Consider the following 15982-nt stretch of genomic DNA (forward strand, 5'->3'; position numbering starts at 1 on the left):
GAACTGCGTGTTCATTTATTTTTACGCCTGGAGTGGCGCCGGGTAATGCGTCGGACGCATTCCCGTTCAAGCGCGTCGGCGACGCGCTTGCATGATTGCGCCTTTGTCACGCCCCTGTCGTCCTTGAAGTCATTATCATTGAGCCGAAGCCAATCTATAGCCTCCAATAGATCATCCATCTCAACGCGGTCACTCATTAATCGCCCTCCTCGAGGGCGGCCTAGTCAGCCCAATAGAACAACATGTGTCAACAGAGCTAATTCAACGGGCGCAAGGTTGGTTTTTTCCTCATTTCCTGGAATGCCATCTGCCACCCGGCATACTTGGGATCGACACCGTCATCCCATGGGAATTTTCCGTTTACGTCCGGCAAAAACATCTGAAGCACCTTGACCGACTTATGAGGAATGCCCCGCCGGAGAGCACCTAAACAGTGTTCTTGTACAACAGCGGCAGGCACATCTCTCAGTGCAACAGGATAGCTCTCAATAACCTTGTTAACCCTGGCATCGTTTTCATAAACTTTCCCTGCCAGGATTTCCTTTGCCAGATTGCGAATGATGGAAGCCATCAGGTTGACATCGAACCCGACCATCATGATTTCTGGATGGTTTGCCGTCTCAAGGAGACCAATTGTGTATGAAAATGGTGGCTCTGCACCATCTTGAGAGGCGAACACCCCCTGAATGGTATATCCATAGTTTTTAATGTGTTCTTCCCGTTTAGCAAAAAGTGCTTCTTTGCTTGTGATATCGGACATCAAACTCTCCACCGACGTGAAACGAACATGGGAAGGCATATCACTCCCTCTTGCGATGAGCAACAACTGATCGGGAAGAACTTCTTTACTGGCAGCAAGGTTTCAGGTGACACTTAAGGAAAACGCTAAAACTTTTCCTTAAGGGATTCATGAGAACCTGCATAGAGCTTTTTGCTGGCTGCGGAGGCCTGCTGCTTGGCAGCTCATACAGCGGCTTGCGTCACAGCCACGCGTTTGAATTCAACCGCCCAGCTTGTGACACCCTGCGCATAAACGCAAAACATCATCATGCCGACGTTATTCGAACTGACGTTCGTCAGGTTGATTGGGAAAAATATAGAGGCGAAGTCCCCCTGGTGTTGACTGGCGGGCCACCTTGCCAACCGTTTTCGATGGGCGGAAAACATTCCGGCTATCTCGATGCACGCGATATGTGGCCCGAAGCAATTCGCGCCGTTCGTGAATTGCGTCCGGAAGGCTTTATCTTTGAGAATGTAAAAGGACTGTTGCGGCCTGCATTTAAGGACTACGTCAAATGGGTAACGGCATCACTTGAGCACCCAAGCGTGGAAACCAAGAGTCACGATAAAATTAGTAACATCCTTCAGATGACAACGACGGCAGTTCCTGAATACGAAGTCACCATTTTAACCATGAACGCCGCAGACTTCGGCGTACCACAACAGCGCCACCGCGTGTTCCTAGTGGGAGTTAGGGCAGGGATGAACACCACCCCATTGGATATCGACAAACCAACCCCCACTCACGGCGAAGCAAAGTTGGTATGGGATAAATGGGTCACTGGTAGCTACTGGGCCCGGCACGGCATTTCAACACCAACGTGCACTCCAACCAAACGGGAAGCTGGGATTCTCTCCCGCCTTCAGCAATCAAACTCGGAGCCCACTGGCGCAGCTTGGGTAACCGTCCGAGACGCGCTTGGCGGACTGGGGGAACCCGACGGTATAAATCAGCACGTTTTTCAAAGCGGTGCTCGCATCTATCCCGGTCACACCGGAAGTCCGCTGGACCTCCCGGCTAAAGCTCTGAAGGCCGGAACACATGGTGTCCCGGGCGGCGAGAACATGATGGTCAAAGATGATGGCACTGTGCGATATTTTACCGTGCGCGAGGCAGCAACCTTGCAGGGGTTTCCCGACAGCTGGTATTTATCGGGCGCGTGGTCGGAAAATATGAGACAGATCGGTAATGCGGTGCCGGTCGCACTTGCATCTACTGTCAGCAGTTGGCTAACAGCGAAACTGGCGGGGGGCGAAGTTGCCTGCCGGGCCGCTTGACCTCAAATGGAACGTTTCATGAATCTGCCTATTGACGAGCGACTCCAACAATGCCATCTAGGGAGGGTCAACAGACAATCTAAGCCAAGAACCCTGCCTGTAACTGCGTTCAGGCAGGGTTCTATTTTTCGGGTCATGGGATAGCTGGCGGCGTCGCAGCCAGGACTGGACGTTTTGCCTCAAGCGCTGAAATGAGCATTCCCAGTTTGGGGTACGTTTCCATTGAGCAATCTGAAACCGAACTCAGCGTAAAGGTGAAAATTCCGCGCAGTTCTCGGCTACGCTTCCGCAATAGCTTGATGGTTGCTTCCAAAGCTGCTGGGTCGGGGCTCCCGCATCTGACAGATACCTCGGTCACCAAGCCGGACCCAGCCAGGGGCAGCCTGACCCAGGTCCATCCGTGATCCTGCATCAAAAGCTCCGCCAGCCCTTGGAGGTCCAGCCTCCATTTGTCGCCTTTAGCCCGCTCATAAAAGCCCGGCATCATGACATCAGTGTATTCGTGCATTGTCGCGTGATGCATCATCCATGCACACCCCAGCACTCGGCCACTCGGCAGCCCCCAATAGCATGCATGTCGGGTGGCTGTGCCAGGCGGTTCCGACCACACATCAGTCACGCTGGCTGCATATTCGTCGAGCTTTGTCAGCCATTCTTCTGGCGTCAAATCCTCAATCGCTCCTACGCCGAGTTTGAACGCTCTGTTGGCCGACAAATACTGCCTGACAGAGTCCCATTCACTTGAGAAGACGGGCAACTCCTTATGCCAAAGCGAAAGCTCAACAGGAAAACCATACTTCTCCTGTGCCAGTTTACAGAAAGCTGAAGAAATTTTCTTGGCCGTCGGGGTCATTTTGTTTCACCGCTGTCTTGTCAACATTTATTCCAATATATACCAAGCATACACTTCCACAAGAGATTAATTCCTTTGCTTGAAATAGTAAAAGTCTGATGCGACCATAAGGAAAACATTGCTTGCAGGAAAATATGGCCACTTTCTATGAATTTTTCGCTGGCGGGGGACTAGTGTCGGCCGCGCTCACACCACAATGGTCATGCTTGTTTGCGAATGACGTTAACCCTGTCAAGGCGGCGGCATATTCGGCAAACTTCGAAAGTCACTGCTTCGTTGAAGGTGATATGCGAGGCATCACACTTGACGAGTTGCCCGGCCACCCTGAACTGGTTTGGGCCTCATTCCCGTGTCAGGACCTCTCGGTTGCCGGTCCGAAGGCCGGGATTTCAGGTAAACGAAGCGGCCTGATCTGGCCGTTCCTCAAAATCATGAAGGATATGGCGGAGCAGGGTAGGCGTGCGCCCTTCATAATCCTCGAGAACGTCGTTGGAACACTAACTTCAAACAATGGGAAAGATTACGCCGCCTTACTGGAAGCTATTGTAAATCTTGGATACAGAGTGGCACCCTTCGAAGTCAATGCCAGCCTGTTTGTCCCTCAAAGCAGGCCGCGGCTTTTTATTGTTTGCTTCGCTGCGGAACTAGAGTTCCCACAGGACATGCTTTTGGATGGCCCCACAGAACTGTTTGCGTCGAAGGCTATTCTTAAGGCAGACAAGTTCCTTTCAGATCACACAAGGGAGCATCGTGTCTGGATAGGACTTCCCTCTCCTGTGGCACGAACCACCACTCTATCGGATATCCTGGAGCCAGATGACGCAGTCACCTGGAAAAGCACTCTATTCACAACCAAACTGCTGGATAGTATGAGCGCCACTCACGCTGCCCACGTCAAAGCTGCAATCCTTTCAGGCGGTCGAAAAATTGGCACTGTTTTCCGGCGCACCAGAATGACGAAGGATAGGGGCAGGGAAGTAAGGGCTGAAGTGCGGTTTGACGGTGTTGCCGGATGCCTGAGAACCCCATCAGGCGGTTCATCAAAGCAGCTCGTACTTGTGATCGAAAATGGGGATGTCAAATCCAGGTTTATGACACCAAGAGAATGTGCTCGTCTGATGGGCCTCTCCGAGAGCTACCGGCTTCCTTCCAATGACACTGCGGCTCTGCACATCACAGGAGACGGCGTGGTTGTTCCTGTGGTCCAGCACCTCGTGCAACACTGTGTAGAGCCAATGCTTACCAGTCTGCACCGTCGAGATGAGGGGAACCGACCAACGGCCTCATCTCGACGATAAGGTCGCTTACAGGATAAAATGACCCAGGTCCTTCCGAACACGACACAGGGTTTCACTCGTGACATCTCGGCTCTTCTCAGTACCAGTGCGCAGCACAGACAGCACATACTCAGGGTCCGCGGCGAAACGCTTGCGCTGCTCACGAATTGGCTCCAGAAGCGATTGCAATAGGTCCTCCAGTCGTCTTTTGAGAACCATATCGCCAAGCCCACCTGCGCGATAGTGCTCCTTCAGGGCGTCAACTTCATTCTTGTCCTGATCAAAGGCATCAAGGAAGCTGAAAACAACGTTTCCTTCAACGGTGCCTGGGTCGGATACTCGAATATGCTTAGGGTCCGTATACATCTGACGGACAGCTGCCCGGATTTCTTCTGGAGACGAGCCCAGAGTGATAGAGTTCGATGAGGACTTGCTCATTTTGGATTTGCCGTCGACGCCGGGGAGTCTTGGAGTTTCCGAGTACAGTCCCTCCATATTTTTGAGCGTGCTCTTTCCGGATTGATTGTTCACCCGTGTGACAATCTCGTTTGCAAGTTCGATTAAAGGTGCCTGGTCTTCGCCCACCGGTACCAAATCAGCGTCAAACGCAGTGATGTCTGCCGCCTGCGACACCGGGTAACATAGGAAGCCCGCAGGAACACTTCTTTCGAAACCTCGATGAACAATCTCACTTCGGATGGTCGGATTACGCTCCAGGCGGGCAACTGTTGTGAAATTCAGGTATAGCATTGCCAGTTCGGAGATGGCGGGCAACGCCGATTGCAGACAGATTGTCGTTCGTTGAGGGTCAATCCCCACCGCCAGATAATCGGTTACGACTTCAAGCACATTTTCTCGCACTTTCGCCGGATTTCCATTGTTATCCGTCAGGGCCTGCATGTCTGCGACCAGAATGAATTGCCTATGTTTCTCTTGAAGCTGAACTCGCGACTTAAGAGAGCCGACGAAATGTCCAAGATGTAAGCGCCCGGTCGGGCGATCGCCAGTCAAGATAGTTCGGACGTTTGAGTTATCTGTGTTGATGACCTGAGCCATAATGGAGTTCCTTTTGATTCACCGCGCGCCTGGCTCATAAAAAAATGCCACTCTTGACGAGCGGCATTGGTTTCAGACACAATTCGTCGATGCCGCGTTGATTACGCGGACCACCACACTACAATCATGCAGACATTGTGTTTCGACATCGACATTTTCCTTCAAATTCCTTCAACAATCTACCAGACACTGTGGTACCGATCAACAAAATCAGTACTCCCAAATACAATACCAAGAGTTCACACTCTACTCCTTGGGCGCCCTTTCTTCCTCTCTGGCCGGTCAGGAAACATTTTGCACAATGTCGGTATCTTAATTCCGGTACTTTCACTTACCTCTTTCAGAGGAATTCGACTATCCATCATCATGTTTTCAGCTTTTGCGTAAAGTTCGGGATTCCGCACTTTCAGCGCCGGGAGCCGACGGGTAGGCCGTTCCGGAAACATGATGCACAAAATCGCAGGTGAAAATCCAGTTTTCTCAGAAATGTCAACTAACGACACTGACGTATCCTGAATCAATGCCTTCGCCAATTCGTATAGCTTCTGATCCACCCCTTCCCTCATTTCTGACCGCCCAGGAAACAACTTGTAAAGAGTTGATAGCGGTATATCGGTTCTAAAGCTGACCTCTTTCATAGATAATGATGGGTCTTGGGCCAACCGTTTGACCTCTTCAAATCGCTGACGCTCACGCATATGCGATGAAATCCGCCTGTCTGCTCGGACAGAAAAGTGTCTATATAGCACGGACTTGCTTAAGCCCGTTTTTTTGCAGACCTCTGAAATGGGAATTGAACCGTCCTTCATCAATTCCTCAGCCAAGACGTAGGCACTTGGCTTTTTCACCTTGAGCGGAACCGACCTGCGTGACGGACGATCAGGAAACATATTGCAAAGCCCGCCTGGAGAAATGCCAGTTTTTTGCGAGATCTCATAGAGGGGCACGGAAGGGTCTTCAATCAACTTCTTGGCTAGCGCGAAAACCTTGGGATTTCTCTCATTCAGAGGCAGTAAAACCGGGCGCTTGCTCAAAAAATCCACCTTCCTTCGCATGGCAGGCACAAATACTTACAGTCAAAATTGAGTTGGCGAAAATATCATAAACCGACGACGAGTCCACAACGGAAAATCCCTCGTCTCTTGCCACCTACGAGGAAAGACTTACAGCAGTCTCACTCAGTCGGAGTCTCTCTGAAATGAACTCGGCAAACAACTCGTCTACAGAAAAACCATCCGGGAAAGGTTTTCTCATCGGGGCAGGTGCTCTATTCATCGTTGCTGGAGCCACCTCATCCAGTCTATGGGTGACTGGCTTTGGCGGAGGGGAGGTCCCTTACGAGTTCATGGGAAAATGCCTGGCTGCCGGGGTTGTCGCTTTAAGCACAGCGGGGAGCGCTGCGGCTGCCATCGGACTGTCTCGCATGCGAGCCGCGATGAAGCTTCCTGTAAATCAAATCGAGGCCGCAATCTCCGCACTTAAAGAAGGAGACGCATCTGCTCAGTCCGCCGCAAACCAACTGGGCCAAATCGAGGCTCTTGTGGCGGATTTGCAGGCAAACCTGTTCATCGTTAAGCGCGAAGGCTCAGAGGCGACAGTCGTTTCGCAGGATGAATATGAGGCTATGAAGCGATTGATCCGCGACCAGGATAGCAGTTTCGCAATCACAAAGGGGGCAGCGTTTGAGTATGAGAAGGGGATACTGGTCGCCAAGCTTGTGAAATTGGTTGATGAGCTTGGCGGACAGGCAGACCGAGCCACATTCACCTTCACCGATATCAAAGGCGCCCAAGAGCCTCTGACTGTCTCTATTGACGACATCTTGCATCGGGAGCGCGCAGTTAAAATGACCAGTCTGTGACGAAGAAACCGGGAGATTCCTTACACTCCCGGTTTCGAACCTCGTTACATTTTTGGGACCGCAGTCGCACGCTCCTCGAGAATTTCCTCGAACGACATAAGGCAAGGCCGATGGTTGTCATTCTGGGTCTTGGAAATCACTCGGGCCCGAAAAACCACATCGATTTTCTTCTCGAAGTCCTTGAGTGCAATATCCGCATAAGGAACCTGACCTTCGCCGATGAGTTTGCCGGTTCCAGAGTACTCGCCGTCCACATAGATGCCGCTTGCCTCGGGTGAGGCCTTATAGACGAACTTGACCCCAAAAGGAGTTTCACTTCGGTAAAAGGCTGCACCGCTACCATAAACACCTTTCTGCGGAACCATCCCGTCCGCACACAAGCAGATGCCTTCAAGTTCTCCGTCCAACACGCGCTGCATCTTGTCGCGGAGAGCCAACTTCATTTCAACCACCGCGTCCAGTTCCTGTTCTGACAACGCGAACCGCTCAAATGCAGCCCCTCGACGGGCGATTTTCCTTACCTCAAACTCTGTTTGACATGCCAATGCTTCAGCCGATCCAGCAGCGCCGTTCGCCACCAATTCCCGATACTGTTCCTCAAGCTGCGTAGATGTCATGCTTTCAATTCTCTTTTGAAAGAAAGTGACCATATCATTACCCCCGTGAAGTGCGTTGTATTCCTGAGTTTTTCACCTTAATAAGGAAAACGAGAAAAGAAAATGCATCCTTGCGAGAATTTTCCTATTGACAGGACGAAATGTTCGAAGATATTGTTCTGACATTGATTAACGGAGAAAACAAATGTTCCACACTGAAGCAAAAATCGCTGCAAAGACCGCCGCCGCTGGCATGGTTGCGCGTGCTTTTGTGCTTGGTTCGTCCCAAAACAGTCAATCGTCCTCACAACAGAGTGACGATAAACCCGGCTGTCTTGGTGATGCGGGAAGCGTGATTTAGAAATCCACGACTTCCAACATACCCAACCCGCCGGACACACAGTCGGCGGGTTTTTTGTTTTTGTCTTAAGCGGAAAGGTGACTGAGAGGCTGAAAGTATCCGTTTCGAATGCGGACGAGGGGAGACCCTCCGCGGGTTCGAATCCCGCCCTTTCCGCTCAGGACAGAAACAGGCTTACGGAGGGATGGCAGAGAGGCTTATCGCGCCCGGTTTGAAACCGGGAGTTCCGAAAGGAACCGGGGGTTCAAATCCCTCTCCCTCCGCCAAAATACGCCCCGGCCGGGCGACGCGGCAGCATTTTTGCGCTAGTGCCCGGCCGGGAGATGAAGAAGCTATGTTGCGAGATCGTCTAATGGCAAGACTGCGGACTCTGAATCCGTCAATGAGGGTTCGACCCCTTCTCTCGCAGCCAAAGACAAGGGCAGGTGGCTGAGTGGCCGAAGGCGTCACGTTGGAAACGTGAAGAGGTTTTTAGCGAACCTCCGAGGGTTCAAATCCCTCCCTGTCCGCCAAATGTTTGAAGAACTCCTGTTGCAGCCGCAGGCTCCGGGAGACCAAGTGAAGAGTTTGTTGGGGCGTGGCCAAGTGGTAAGGCAACGGTTTTTGGTACCGTCGAGCGCAGGTTCGAGTCCTGCCGCCCCAACCAAAATCAAAGTGGAAGGTTGGCAGAGCGGTTAATGCATCGGATTGCTAATCCGTCTACCTGAGAGGGTAGCGAGGGTTCGAATCCCTCACCTTCCGCCAAAGCTTTGCTGGAGAGCCGAATGAAACATATCGCATTCCTGAAAGCCGAAATGCACGTGCGCAGTTGGACTGTTCAATAGAATGCACATGCGCAGTTGGAATGTTCAATAAAATGCACTCCGGTTGAAAGTGGCGAACTCGTTCCTTTTTATGAAGACAGCACGTGGTCAATGCTGATTGACGTTGGCTCCGGGCGCATTGTCGATTGGCCGGAGGGAACCAGCGCCGAAGTGCGGTTCCTTGTTCGGGACGCTGGCTCTTGCCACTTACTTGATGCCGATCGAAAAGCTATGAAAGAACTCGGTAGATATCCCTCAAGAAGTTACGCTGCAACGACCCAAGAGACGCCATAAACGCGCTGAGTTGCCTATCGCTCTTACCTGGTCCAACTCCCAGCCTCTTCAAGGTCGCGACTTACTTCAAGCTGGGGCCCCGTCGCACCAGCGATCCCCTCAATGAACCGATGAAGCATGTCTTTGTGTTGTTCCGTCATTTCGCCGCCTACGAATTCCTCAATGTTGGCGATTGCCTTATCGGCAATGGCACCGACCTCTTCATGAAACTCCTGCCCCATTAGACCTGTCTGAGGAATTTCCGTCGCCTCTATTAGCTGCCCAACAGGGTCTTCGAGCTCGGTGATAGACAGATCTCCGCCATTCAACTGCATGAGGTGCTTGAACATCCTTTCGAAATCACGATTAATTTCGATAAGGTCTCCCACTTCCAGATGGCCACCTTCATTTGAGTTGATGTATCCAAGAGGATTTATCTCCATGAATGCAGACAGGTACCGTTCCACGCGCTCATGGGGCGTTCCAGTGACAGACGCGCTCATATTCGCAAGACGGGCCAAAATTGCATCAACCTCTTCAGGAGCCTCCGGACAGGTTAGCTTCCCAAAGACCATCTGTGATCGGATGCAAGAGACCAGGTCATTAAAAGTTTTGGCGGCTTCTCCGACCCTGTAGGCTGCCAGACTGGAACGAATGTTTTGAATGGCCGGTAGAACATACTCCTCCAAGTAGCGCTTGGATGCGTCCTCTTTGGAAAGTCGGGCTGCCTCCACGACAAAGTGTCCGTTCCACAGACGAGAAACGAGGTCGTTTAACGCCGTGTCCACAAAAGAAATGAGTTTAGCTTCATCACGCATTCCGGGGTTCCTTTTGAAAACTGCGACCGCGAAGTTATGCGGCATCAGGTTGTTCATTATTTCATTCGCATACTGACGCGGTAGAGCTGACTGACCCATTTAGCGGTTTCTTGGGGACTAAGGACTTCTTGACGCTCACTTGCATTTAATGCCACTTCGCGAATTACAGCACTTAGAGTCTCTACATCAATTTCTGGCTTGGAAGCCTCATTTAATTCTCTACCGGCAAGCCAGTCCAAAGAAACACCACATGTGCGTGCGATTAACACTACGGCCGACCAAGATGGGTCAGTGTGGCCAGAAAACCATTTCTTGACCCCTGAGACCGAATAGCCGATTTCACTCGCCAAGCTCTGTTGCGTGAACTTTCCTTTTATTGCCACTCTTAACCGGGCAGGGAAGTCCTCGTGGATGACACCTGACATTGCTTTACCTTGCTTACTGCGTGGAACAATCTGACCGGTCATACTATCCACGATTAGCTTACAAGAGAACAGTCCCGGCCTCGGTCTTGAGCAAACATTTTGCCCCTATGCCCGATATTGAGGCGGGTATTAGGCAAAGTGTTGGCAATCTGAATGGCGGGAAGACCGATATGTCCAGAAATCTTGTAACAAGATCTTTCTTTGCCTAAGTGATTGAATTTTCGCCATTATCTTCGATCAACATCTGCGCCATTAGAAGGTCGCCCTCGTTCACCCAAACAAGACGCATGTCGCCACGCTTAAACAGCGGAGTATTCCGAGCATTAATGCGCATTTCATCAAAGGTTGCCCCTTCGGCTTGCACGTACTCGACACTTCCAATGTAAGTACGTTTACTGTTTGGGCGTTCAGGCTGCACTACATCTAACGATTTGGACATTACTCACCAGCCTACAGTTCTTAGACTTGAGGAAAATTTTAATCCACACAAAAGCAACACAACCTTAGCAGTGTTCCCGCGCAGTATTTCACAGCAGTTTTACATTTAAACCAAAAGCATCTGAACATTGCTTTGTCAACAATTATCTAGTTTTCCTTTGACGGTTGCATCTTTCCGGGTGAAAGTTTTCCTTGGGAACCGCGCTGTGGTTCTGTAATCAGGAGACGCAAGTGGACTATCGCAGATTTGAGTGTGCGATAAATGGCAGCGGAGATGTCGCCGTATTCCTGCCGTTTGAACAGTTCGCACCAGTGGGGATTTCAGTCGTCGCGCATGACAAGGCGTCAGTTATTCGCAGCAATAAGGCCAAGACTGGCTTGCTACTGCCATATCCTGCGATCGCGTCACTGAAGGAAAAGAAAAAACTGCTGGTTGTTGAGGTTGCCGCCCAGTCGGTCATCAAACGCGAAGCCTGGGTTCCTATTCAAGAGGACGAGACCGTTGAAAAATGATAGTTCGAGCACAACAGAACAAGCTGGAGAACACACGTGGCCGTTCTTGCGCCAGGGATTCACGACTTTTGTTCCTGGCCCGGTTGCCTCTATCGCCATCCTCACCGCTATCAGCTTTGCCATTGGCATGTACAATGGCTTTCAAAAGCGCATCGATGAAGCAGACGCCAAATATTACCCGCCTGCGGTAGAGCAAGCCATATGTCCGCCCGCTCCCTCGACGGCGCTGCTCCCGGTCATCAAGCAGTCACGAGTTGAACAGGGTGTCATCCGAGAAATAATGAGTGCAACGCATAGCTCAATGTCGTTCACCTCATATACAGCCTTTGACGATATGGCTGTTATCAGAGTCTATGACGTCGACGTTCAATCCATGCTCGCACGCGTTTATCAAAGCAAGATTGACGACGAACCTGTTGATATCGTTTCGCAACCGGAAGTTAACACCGATAACACTCGCGGCACTATCTATGCCCAGAACGAGACCCAATCTGATATTCTGACAGCCGTTCTGACTGCCGAAGAGAAGACGGGCGCTCCGTCCAGTCTTTTGATGGCCTTTGGCTGGCTGGAAAGTCGGTTTGACCCGGCTGCGAAGTCACGCATCAGCAGTGCGCGCGGCCTGTTTCAGTTCACCAAGGTCACCTGGATGCGTGCCGTGAATGAATTTGGTAACCGGCATGGCCTCGAGTATTTTGCCGACAAAATCTCGGTTACACATGACCAAAAAATGGTTGTGACCCCAACAATCCGCAAACAACTCCTTGCGATGCGTTACGACCCGGAAATCTCTGCGGTCATGACAGGAGAGTTTATTGAAACGGATCGAGAGAGGCTGCGCACATTGCTGGAGAGGGAGCCGACCGACACAGACCTCTACCTCACACACCTGCTTGGGATTTCCGACGGCGCAAACTTCCTGAAAGCTTTGGAAAGTACGCCTGATCTTGCTGCGGAGAAGATTATCCCCAAGGCATACAGGAACAACAAGCAACTTTTCGCGGACGACGACATTCCTGAACCGACTGTAGCGGAGGCATATAGGAAAATCGACATAACCATATCAGGTTTGGTGAAACGGTATGAAGAACTCCTTGCGCGCGCGGGAGAACACCATGAGACGACAGAGCTGTGGGCGTATTCACCAAGGAAAAAGCCAGAGCCCAAAGACGAAACTGTGTTTGTGATGCGATAGTACACTGTTTAGTGTTGACACATTCATCCATGCAGCGTAGATCACATACAGAATTTGAACGGCTTATGCCTGAAACAGGAAACAGAAATGCTTAAACGCGGCTCACACATCGAACCAATGGCCACCGTGCGGGAACTCCGCAACGGTCTGTTGGCGTGTGTGTACCTGTTTTCAGGTTTTACAGACGCAGACACCATGCGCTAGGAAGGTCACCCCTCCTGGCACAGCGTCCAGAAGGGTATTTCAAGACTAGATTCTAGTTTGTCGCCCGACTGGTTTTCAAACAAGGGGCACGTACTTGTCTTAGGATCTGGAGCTTGAATTAGGATGACCGCAGTAAATTTCAAACCCGCTTTGCTTCTTAACGCCGACTTTCGGCCAGTAAGCATGGTTCCGATGTCGCTCATCAGCGGCCAGGACGCTATCAAGGATACGTTGTCCGAGCGGTTGGCTGTGGTCGAGACCTATGACATTCCCATCAGAACACAGGGCTCAAGGCTCGGAAACGCAATCAACATGAAGCTGCCGAGCGTTGTGGCGCTGAAGCATTACGTTTCGGTTGATCGGCCAGCTCCCTTCACACGCTATTCAGTGTTCATCCGCGATAAAAAGCGGTGCGCATACTGCCAGAAGGAGTTGACCATGAGTGAGTTTACCTTCGACCACGTGGTTCCCCGCTCGAAGGGCGGCAAGGACTGCTTTGAAAACGTCGTTGTTTCTTGCTCGCCCTGCAACACAATCAAGGCCGACAAGTCCTTGCGTGAGGCAGGAATGACCCTAGCGAGGAAAGCCATCGCGCCAACCGTTCGGCAGTTGAGCCAGATTGCGATGTCCATTCCGATTGCGGCCAACGCGCTGCATGAAACATGGATGCCGTATCTCGGGCCCGTGACCGTTTACACCAATGAATCCGACGGACGTTTCCCATCTGACATGTCCAGCGCTGACTACTGGAACGTGGAACTGGAAACGGACTAGGAAAGGAACAACTAAGAAATGCACCGCGCATTACGGCAGCAACACAGACGATTTTCCCACGAACCAGATGGGTGACGTGTGTGATTTGCCGTGAGCAACTCAAACCTGAAGCCCGTCGATGTAATCGGCGGGTTTTTCTTTGCCCAAAGGAAAAATATCACATGCGACGACGATACTTGTTTATCAGGCGGCTGGTGACCGCAGCATCAATAAAACATTTGACATGCCAGAGTGCGTGAATAGTAAAACTCGCCCAATGGTCAAGTAAAATGGCGAAAATAAATGCCATTATCCTTCATTTTCCTGTTGACTATGAAGTAAAATTACCAGATAACAGAATCAGAGATTGAGAATAACGCCAGAGTAGCTCAGTTGGTAGAGCGCTTGCCTGAAGAGCAAGAGGTCGCAGTTTCGAAAACTGCCTTTGGCACCACGCACGAACCAGGCTGCTTTTTAGCGCCGGTGAAAGAACGCCCTTCGGGGTTTGGACGGGTAGCTCAGTTGGTAGAGCACTGGACTGAAAATCCTGGTGTCGCTGGTTCAAACCCAGCTCCGTCCACCAGGTTGCATTCGTAGCTCAATTGGATAGAGCACCCGACTACGAATCGGGAGGTTGGGGGTTCGAGTCCCTCCGAGTGCGCCATTACTGTCTGCGTAGCTCAGCTGGATAGAGCGACGGGTTCCGAACCCGTAGGTCGGGGGTTCGAGTCCCTCCGCGGACGCCATTTAAACGGAATGCGTGAGGCTTGTAGCGATAACCGCTCGCCCTTGTTCCACAGTGTTTGGCCCTGTAGCTCAGCCGGATAGAGCGACGGTTTCCTAAACCGTAGGCCGGGGGTTCGAGTCCCTCCAGGGTCGCCAAACCATCATGGTGAAGATATGAATGTTCACGCTTTGAAAGGGACGCGGGCACTTGCCCGAAGCGCTGTCTTTACCAATGAAGCCGTTGTAGCCAAAGTGCTTGATGTTGCGGGCTATACATCCGACAAAGACCTTACCAAGCGGTCGGTTCTGGAACCCTCTTTTGGAACTGGCATGTTTGTGAAGCAGGTCGTTGACCGGCTTTTTGATGCTGTCAAAGTACACGGCCATAACCACGAAGATCTGGACATCAGTCACTGCATTCGTGCCTATGAGCTGGACGATGACAGGTGTGCCCGATTTGAGGCTGAGCTAATATCCTATCTGATGGCAGCTCATGGACTGAGTGAGCAACACGCTCGAAAGCTGACCGGCGCCTGGTTAATCCATGACGATTATCTTCTGTCGGGTAGCGCGCTCGAATTTGACTTTGTTGTTGGAAACCCGCCTTATATTCGCAGCGAGGCAATCCCATCCGAACTTGATAAGACGTATCGGGCGAGGTTCCCAACAATGTTTGGGCGATCTGATATCTATATCCCATTCATAGAGCATTCCTTACGGCAATTGTCTGTCAATGGCGTTTGCTGCTTTATCTGCTCAGACCGCTGGATGAAGGCCGATTACGGTCGGAAGTTACGCGCTCTGATCTCGAATGAGTTCCATGTCTCAGCCTGCTTCGACATGAGCGAAGAAGATGCTTTCAGTTCTTCGGTCGGTGCCTATACCGCCATTATTCCCATTCGAAGAAAGACACCGATAGAGCGTGGAGGAGGGGTGCCCGCGGCAACCAATGACGAAGCACCTTGGACGACCGTCTCACCCGCCCATTTGACACTTCTCCGGCACCTTGAGAGGAGTTTCGAGTGCATCGAGAACACCGGGTGCAAAATCGGGGCAGGCGTCGCAACAGGGTACGACGAGTGCTATATAGTGCCATTCCCACACGCCTCTATCGAAACAGAATGCATCCTGCCGGTGCTGGACATGGGTCTGAAACCATCCCCTTCACCTTCAGGTCTGGTAAACCCATTCGATGAACAAGGGAAGCTCCTCGACCTCGGGCGATTTCCAAAGTTGCAAGCGCATTTCGTGAAATATGAGGCTGCATTGAAAAAGCGCTATATTGCGCGCCGAAAGCCGGGCGAATGGTATCGGACGATCGATAAGGTATCTCTGAGCCTGTTCCACACACCAAAGCTGCTGATTGCAGACGTCGGGAAAGAGCCGCGTATCCATATAGATGATGGGCAGCTCTACCCAACGCACAACCAGTACTATCTCGTGTCGAATGAATGGCCACTTGAAGCTTTGAAGTCCATCCTTCAGGAAGGATTGGCTCTGATATTCATCGAAGCATACTCGACGAAAATTCGGGGAGGCTATTGGCGATACATGGCCTCACACCTAAGAAGAATTCGCCTTCCACACTGGAACACTCTCGGAGAGCGAGAGCGCCAAGGACTAATGAATTTGCGAGCACTGGCTTCGCAGAGTGAGCAAGGCCAGATAGTTCAAAAAGTGCTTAAACTGGACGATGAGATGCTGAGCACAATGCGCCACATCGCCGCCAGAAGCCGCAGTGGAACTGCTATATCAAGTTTGAAGTGAGGTTA

The 15982-nt window shown here is 51.4% G+C and carries 18 protein-coding genes and 11 tRNA genes; 19 read left to right on the forward strand and 10 right to left on the reverse strand.

Annotation, left to right across the window (positions count from 1 at the left end; genetic code table 11):
* Positions 1–11: 11 nt before the first annotated feature.
* The gene (locus TH5_RS01275) at positions 12–197 is read right to left on the reverse strand and encodes a hypothetical protein (protein ID WP_114120271.1); all 186 of its coding nucleotides are present in this window, start codon (positions 195–197) and stop codon (positions 12–14) included.
* 59 nt (positions 198–256) lie between these two features.
* Positions 257–760, reverse strand: a complete 504-nt coding sequence (locus TH5_RS01280) for a DUF4262 domain-containing protein (RefSeq protein WP_167443425.1) — start codon at positions 758–760, stop codon at positions 257–259.
* Between the two features lie 149 nt (positions 761–909).
* On the opposite strand from TH5_RS01280, the gene TH5_RS01285 reads away from it, so the two are divergent.
* Positions 910–2058 (forward strand): DNA cytosine methyltransferase, encoded by a 1149-nt coding sequence (locus TH5_RS01285; protein WP_114120274.1) that lies wholly within the window; start codon positions 910–912, stop codon positions 2056–2058.
* Positions 2059–2191: 133 nt separating this feature from the next.
* On the opposite strand, the gene TH5_RS01290 is transcribed toward TH5_RS01285, so the two are convergent.
* Entirely contained in the window at positions 2192–2911 is a 720-nt protein-coding gene (locus tag TH5_RS01290) for a hypothetical protein (protein WP_114120276.1), read from the reverse strand.
* Between the two features lie 122 nt (positions 2912–3033).
* On the opposite strand from TH5_RS01290, the gene TH5_RS01295 reads away from it, so the two are divergent.
* Complete coding sequence (locus TH5_RS01295) at positions 3034–4209, forward strand: DNA cytosine methyltransferase (protein ID WP_147250020.1); 1176 nt, start codon at positions 3034–3036, stop codon at positions 4207–4209.
* 6 nt (positions 4210–4215) lie between these two features.
* Here TH5_RS01295 and trpS read toward each other — a convergent pair whose 3' ends face one another.
* Together trpS and TH5_RS01305 are read right to left on the reverse strand one after the other, a co-directional pair.
* Entirely contained in the window at positions 4216–5244 is a 1029-nt protein-coding gene (trpS, locus tag TH5_RS01300; RefSeq protein ID WP_114120279.1) for a tryptophan--tRNA ligase, read from the reverse strand.
* 239 nt (positions 5245–5483) lie between these two features.
* Positions 5484–6278, reverse strand: a complete 795-nt coding sequence (locus TH5_RS01305; RefSeq protein ID WP_147250021.1) for a helix-turn-helix domain-containing protein — start codon at positions 6276–6278, stop codon at positions 5484–5486.
* 164 nt (positions 6279–6442) lie between these two features.
* On the opposite strand from TH5_RS01305, the gene TH5_RS01310 reads away from it, so the two are divergent.
* Complete coding sequence (locus TH5_RS01310; RefSeq protein WP_114120284.1) at positions 6443–7105, forward strand: hypothetical protein; 663 nt, start codon at positions 6443–6445, stop codon at positions 7103–7105.
* 44 nt (positions 7106–7149) lie between these two features.
* On the opposite strand, the gene TH5_RS01315 is transcribed toward TH5_RS01310, so the two are convergent.
* Positions 7150–7722 carry a hypothetical protein gene (locus TH5_RS01315; protein ID WP_147250022.1) on the reverse strand — a complete coding sequence of 191 codons (573 nt, stop codon included), beginning with the start codon at positions 7720–7722 and terminating at the stop codon, positions 7150–7152.
* A gap of 184 nt (positions 7723–7906) precedes the next feature.
* On the opposite strand from TH5_RS01315, the gene TH5_RS25420 reads away from it, so the two are divergent.
* From TH5_RS25420 to TH5_RS01345, 7 genes are all read left to right on the forward strand, one after another.
* Positions 7907–8062, forward strand: a complete 156-nt coding sequence (locus TH5_RS25420; protein WP_167443426.1) for a hypothetical protein — start codon at positions 7907–7909, stop codon at positions 8060–8062.
* 71 nt (positions 8063–8133) lie between these two features.
* Positions 8134–8218 (forward strand) — tRNA-Ser (locus TH5_RS01320).
* Between the two features lie 22 nt (positions 8219–8240).
* Positions 8241–8328 (forward strand) — tRNA-Ser (locus TH5_RS01325).
* Positions 8329–8400: 72 nt separating this feature from the next.
* A tRNA-Gln gene (locus TH5_RS01330) sits at positions 8401–8474 on the forward strand.
* Between the two features lie 7 nt (positions 8475–8481).
* Positions 8482–8574 (forward strand) — tRNA-Ser (locus TH5_RS01335).
* A 59-nt stretch (positions 8575–8633) separates the two neighbouring features.
* Positions 8634–8708: transfer RNA gene (locus TH5_RS01340), tRNA-Gln, on the forward strand.
* 10 nt (positions 8709–8718) lie between these two features.
* Positions 8719–8806: transfer RNA gene (locus TH5_RS01345), tRNA-Ser, on the forward strand.
* Positions 8807–9182: 376 nt separating this feature from the next.
* Here TH5_RS01345 and TH5_RS01350 read toward each other — a convergent pair.
* The 3 genes from TH5_RS01350 to TH5_RS01360 all read right to left on the reverse strand — a co-directional run bounded on the left by TH5_RS01350 (position 9183) and on the right by TH5_RS01360 (position 10820).
* Positions 9183–9956 (reverse strand): hypothetical protein, encoded by a 774-nt coding sequence (locus tag TH5_RS01350; RefSeq protein WP_147250023.1) that lies wholly within the window; start codon positions 9954–9956, stop codon positions 9183–9185.
* 56 nt (positions 9957–10012) lie between these two features.
* On the reverse strand, positions 10013–10423 hold the full coding sequence (locus tag TH5_RS01355) for a helix-turn-helix domain-containing protein (RefSeq protein ID WP_114120289.1): 411 nt from the start codon (positions 10421–10423) through the stop codon (positions 10013–10015).
* Positions 10424–10586: 163 nt separating this feature from the next.
* Positions 10587–10820 carry a hypothetical protein gene (locus tag TH5_RS01360; RefSeq protein WP_114120290.1) on the reverse strand — a complete coding sequence of 78 codons (234 nt, stop codon included), beginning with the start codon at positions 10818–10820 and terminating at the stop codon, positions 10587–10589.
* Between the two features lie 230 nt (positions 10821–11050).
* On the opposite strand from TH5_RS01360, the gene TH5_RS01365 reads away from it, so the two are divergent.
* The 3 genes from TH5_RS01365 to TH5_RS01375 all read left to right on the forward strand — a co-directional run bounded on the left by TH5_RS01365 (position 11051) and on the right by TH5_RS01375 (position 13505).
* Entirely contained in the window at positions 11051–11332 is a 282-nt protein-coding gene (locus TH5_RS01365; protein ID WP_097052741.1) for a hypothetical protein, read from the forward strand.
* Entirely contained in the window at positions 11322–12527 is a 1206-nt protein-coding gene (locus tag TH5_RS01370) for a transglycosylase SLT domain-containing protein (protein ID WP_114120292.1), read from the forward strand. Before TH5_RS01365 ends, TH5_RS01370 begins: the two co-directional genes overlap by 11 nt.
* Positions 12528–12854: 327 nt before the next feature.
* On the forward strand, positions 12855–13505 hold the full coding sequence (locus TH5_RS01375) for an HNH endonuclease (RefSeq protein WP_114120294.1): 651 nt from the start codon (positions 12855–12857) through the stop codon (positions 13503–13505).
* Positions 13506–13662: 157 nt separating this feature from the next.
* On the opposite strand, the gene TH5_RS26040 is transcribed toward TH5_RS01375, so the two are convergent.
* Positions 13663–13794 (reverse strand): hypothetical protein, encoded by a 132-nt coding sequence (locus tag TH5_RS26040; protein WP_279627744.1) that lies wholly within the window; start codon positions 13792–13794, stop codon positions 13663–13665.
* Positions 13795–13862: 68 nt separating this feature from the next.
* Between TH5_RS26040 and TH5_RS01380 the strand changes: the two genes are divergently transcribed.
* The 6 genes from TH5_RS01380 (at position 13863) to TH5_RS01405 (ending at position 15977) form a co-directional block, all read left to right on the forward strand.
* Positions 13863–13938: transfer RNA gene (locus tag TH5_RS01380), tRNA-Phe, on the forward strand.
* A gap of 53 nt (positions 13939–13991) precedes the next feature.
* A tRNA-Phe gene (locus TH5_RS01385) sits at positions 13992–14067 on the forward strand.
* A 4-nt stretch (positions 14068–14071) separates the two neighbouring features.
* A tRNA-Arg gene (locus TH5_RS01390) sits at positions 14072–14148 on the forward strand.
* Positions 14149–14153: 5 nt separating this feature from the next.
* Positions 14154–14230: transfer RNA gene (locus TH5_RS01395), tRNA-Arg, on the forward strand.
* A gap of 59 nt (positions 14231–14289) precedes the next feature.
* Positions 14290–14366, forward strand: a tRNA-Arg gene (locus TH5_RS01400).
* Between the two features lie 18 nt (positions 14367–14384).
* Entirely contained in the window at positions 14385–15977 is a 1593-nt protein-coding gene (locus tag TH5_RS01405; protein ID WP_114120297.1) for an Eco57I restriction-modification methylase domain-containing protein, read from the forward strand.
* Positions 15978–15982 lie beyond the last annotated feature (5 nt).

Origin of the sequence: Thalassospira xianhensis MCCC 1A02616 (assembly GCF_003326475.1) — a bacterium.
Classification (GTDB): Bacteria; Pseudomonadota; Alphaproteobacteria; order Rhodospirillales; family Thalassospiraceae; genus Thalassospira; species Thalassospira xianhensis.

What these genes read in the sequence shown, in the direction of transcription:
- TH5_RS01275 (WP_114120271.1), bottom strand. Translation starts at nt 197, where the DNA reads ATGAGTGACCGCGTTGAGATGGATGATCTATTGGAGGCTATAGATTGG.
- TH5_RS01280 (WP_167443425.1), bottom strand. Translation starts at nt 760, where the DNA reads ATGTCCGATATCACAAGCAAAGAAGCACTTTTTGCTAAACGGGAAGAA.
- TH5_RS01285 (WP_114120274.1), top strand. Translation starts at nt 910, where the DNA reads ATGAGAACCTGCATAGAGCTTTTTGCTGGCTGCGGAGGCCTGCTGCTT.
- TH5_RS01290 (WP_114120276.1), bottom strand. Translation starts at nt 2,911, where the DNA reads ATGACCCCGACGGCCAAGAAAATTTCTTCAGCTTTCTGTAAACTGGCA.
- trpS (WP_114120279.1), bottom strand. Translation starts at nt 5,244, where the DNA reads ATGGCTCAGGTCATCAACACAGATAACTCAAACGTCCGAACTATCTTG.
- TH5_RS01310 (WP_114120284.1), top strand. Translation starts at nt 6,443, where the DNA reads ATGAACTCGGCAAACAACTCGTCTACAGAAAAACCATCCGGGAAAGGT.
- TH5_RS01315 (WP_147250022.1), bottom strand. Translation starts at nt 7,722, where the DNA reads ATGACATCTACGCAGCTTGAGGAACAGTATCGGGAATTGGTGGCGAAC.
- TH5_RS25420 (WP_167443426.1), top strand. Translation starts at nt 7,907, where the DNA reads ATGTTCCACACTGAAGCAAAAATCGCTGCAAAGACCGCCGCCGCTGGC.
- TH5_RS01350 (WP_147250023.1), bottom strand. Translation starts at nt 9,956, where the DNA reads ATGCGTGATGAAGCTAAACTCATTTCTTTTGTGGACACGGCGTTAAAC.
- TH5_RS01355 (WP_114120289.1), bottom strand. Translation starts at nt 10,423, where the DNA reads ATGACCGGTCAGATTGTTCCACGCAGTAAGCAAGGTAAAGCAATGTCA.
- TH5_RS01360 (WP_114120290.1), bottom strand. Translation starts at nt 10,820, where the DNA reads ATGTCCAAATCGTTAGATGTAGTGCAGCCTGAACGCCCAAACAGTAAA.
- TH5_RS01375 (WP_114120294.1), top strand. Translation starts at nt 12,855, where the DNA reads ATGACCGCAGTAAATTTCAAACCCGCTTTGCTTCTTAACGCCGACTTT.
- TH5_RS26040 (WP_279627744.1), bottom strand. Translation starts at nt 13,794, where the DNA reads ATGGCATTTATTTTCGCCATTTTACTTGACCATTGGGCGAGTTTTACT.
- TH5_RS01405 (WP_114120297.1), top strand. Translation starts at nt 14,385, where the DNA reads ATGAATGTTCACGCTTTGAAAGGGACGCGGGCACTTGCCCGAAGCGCT.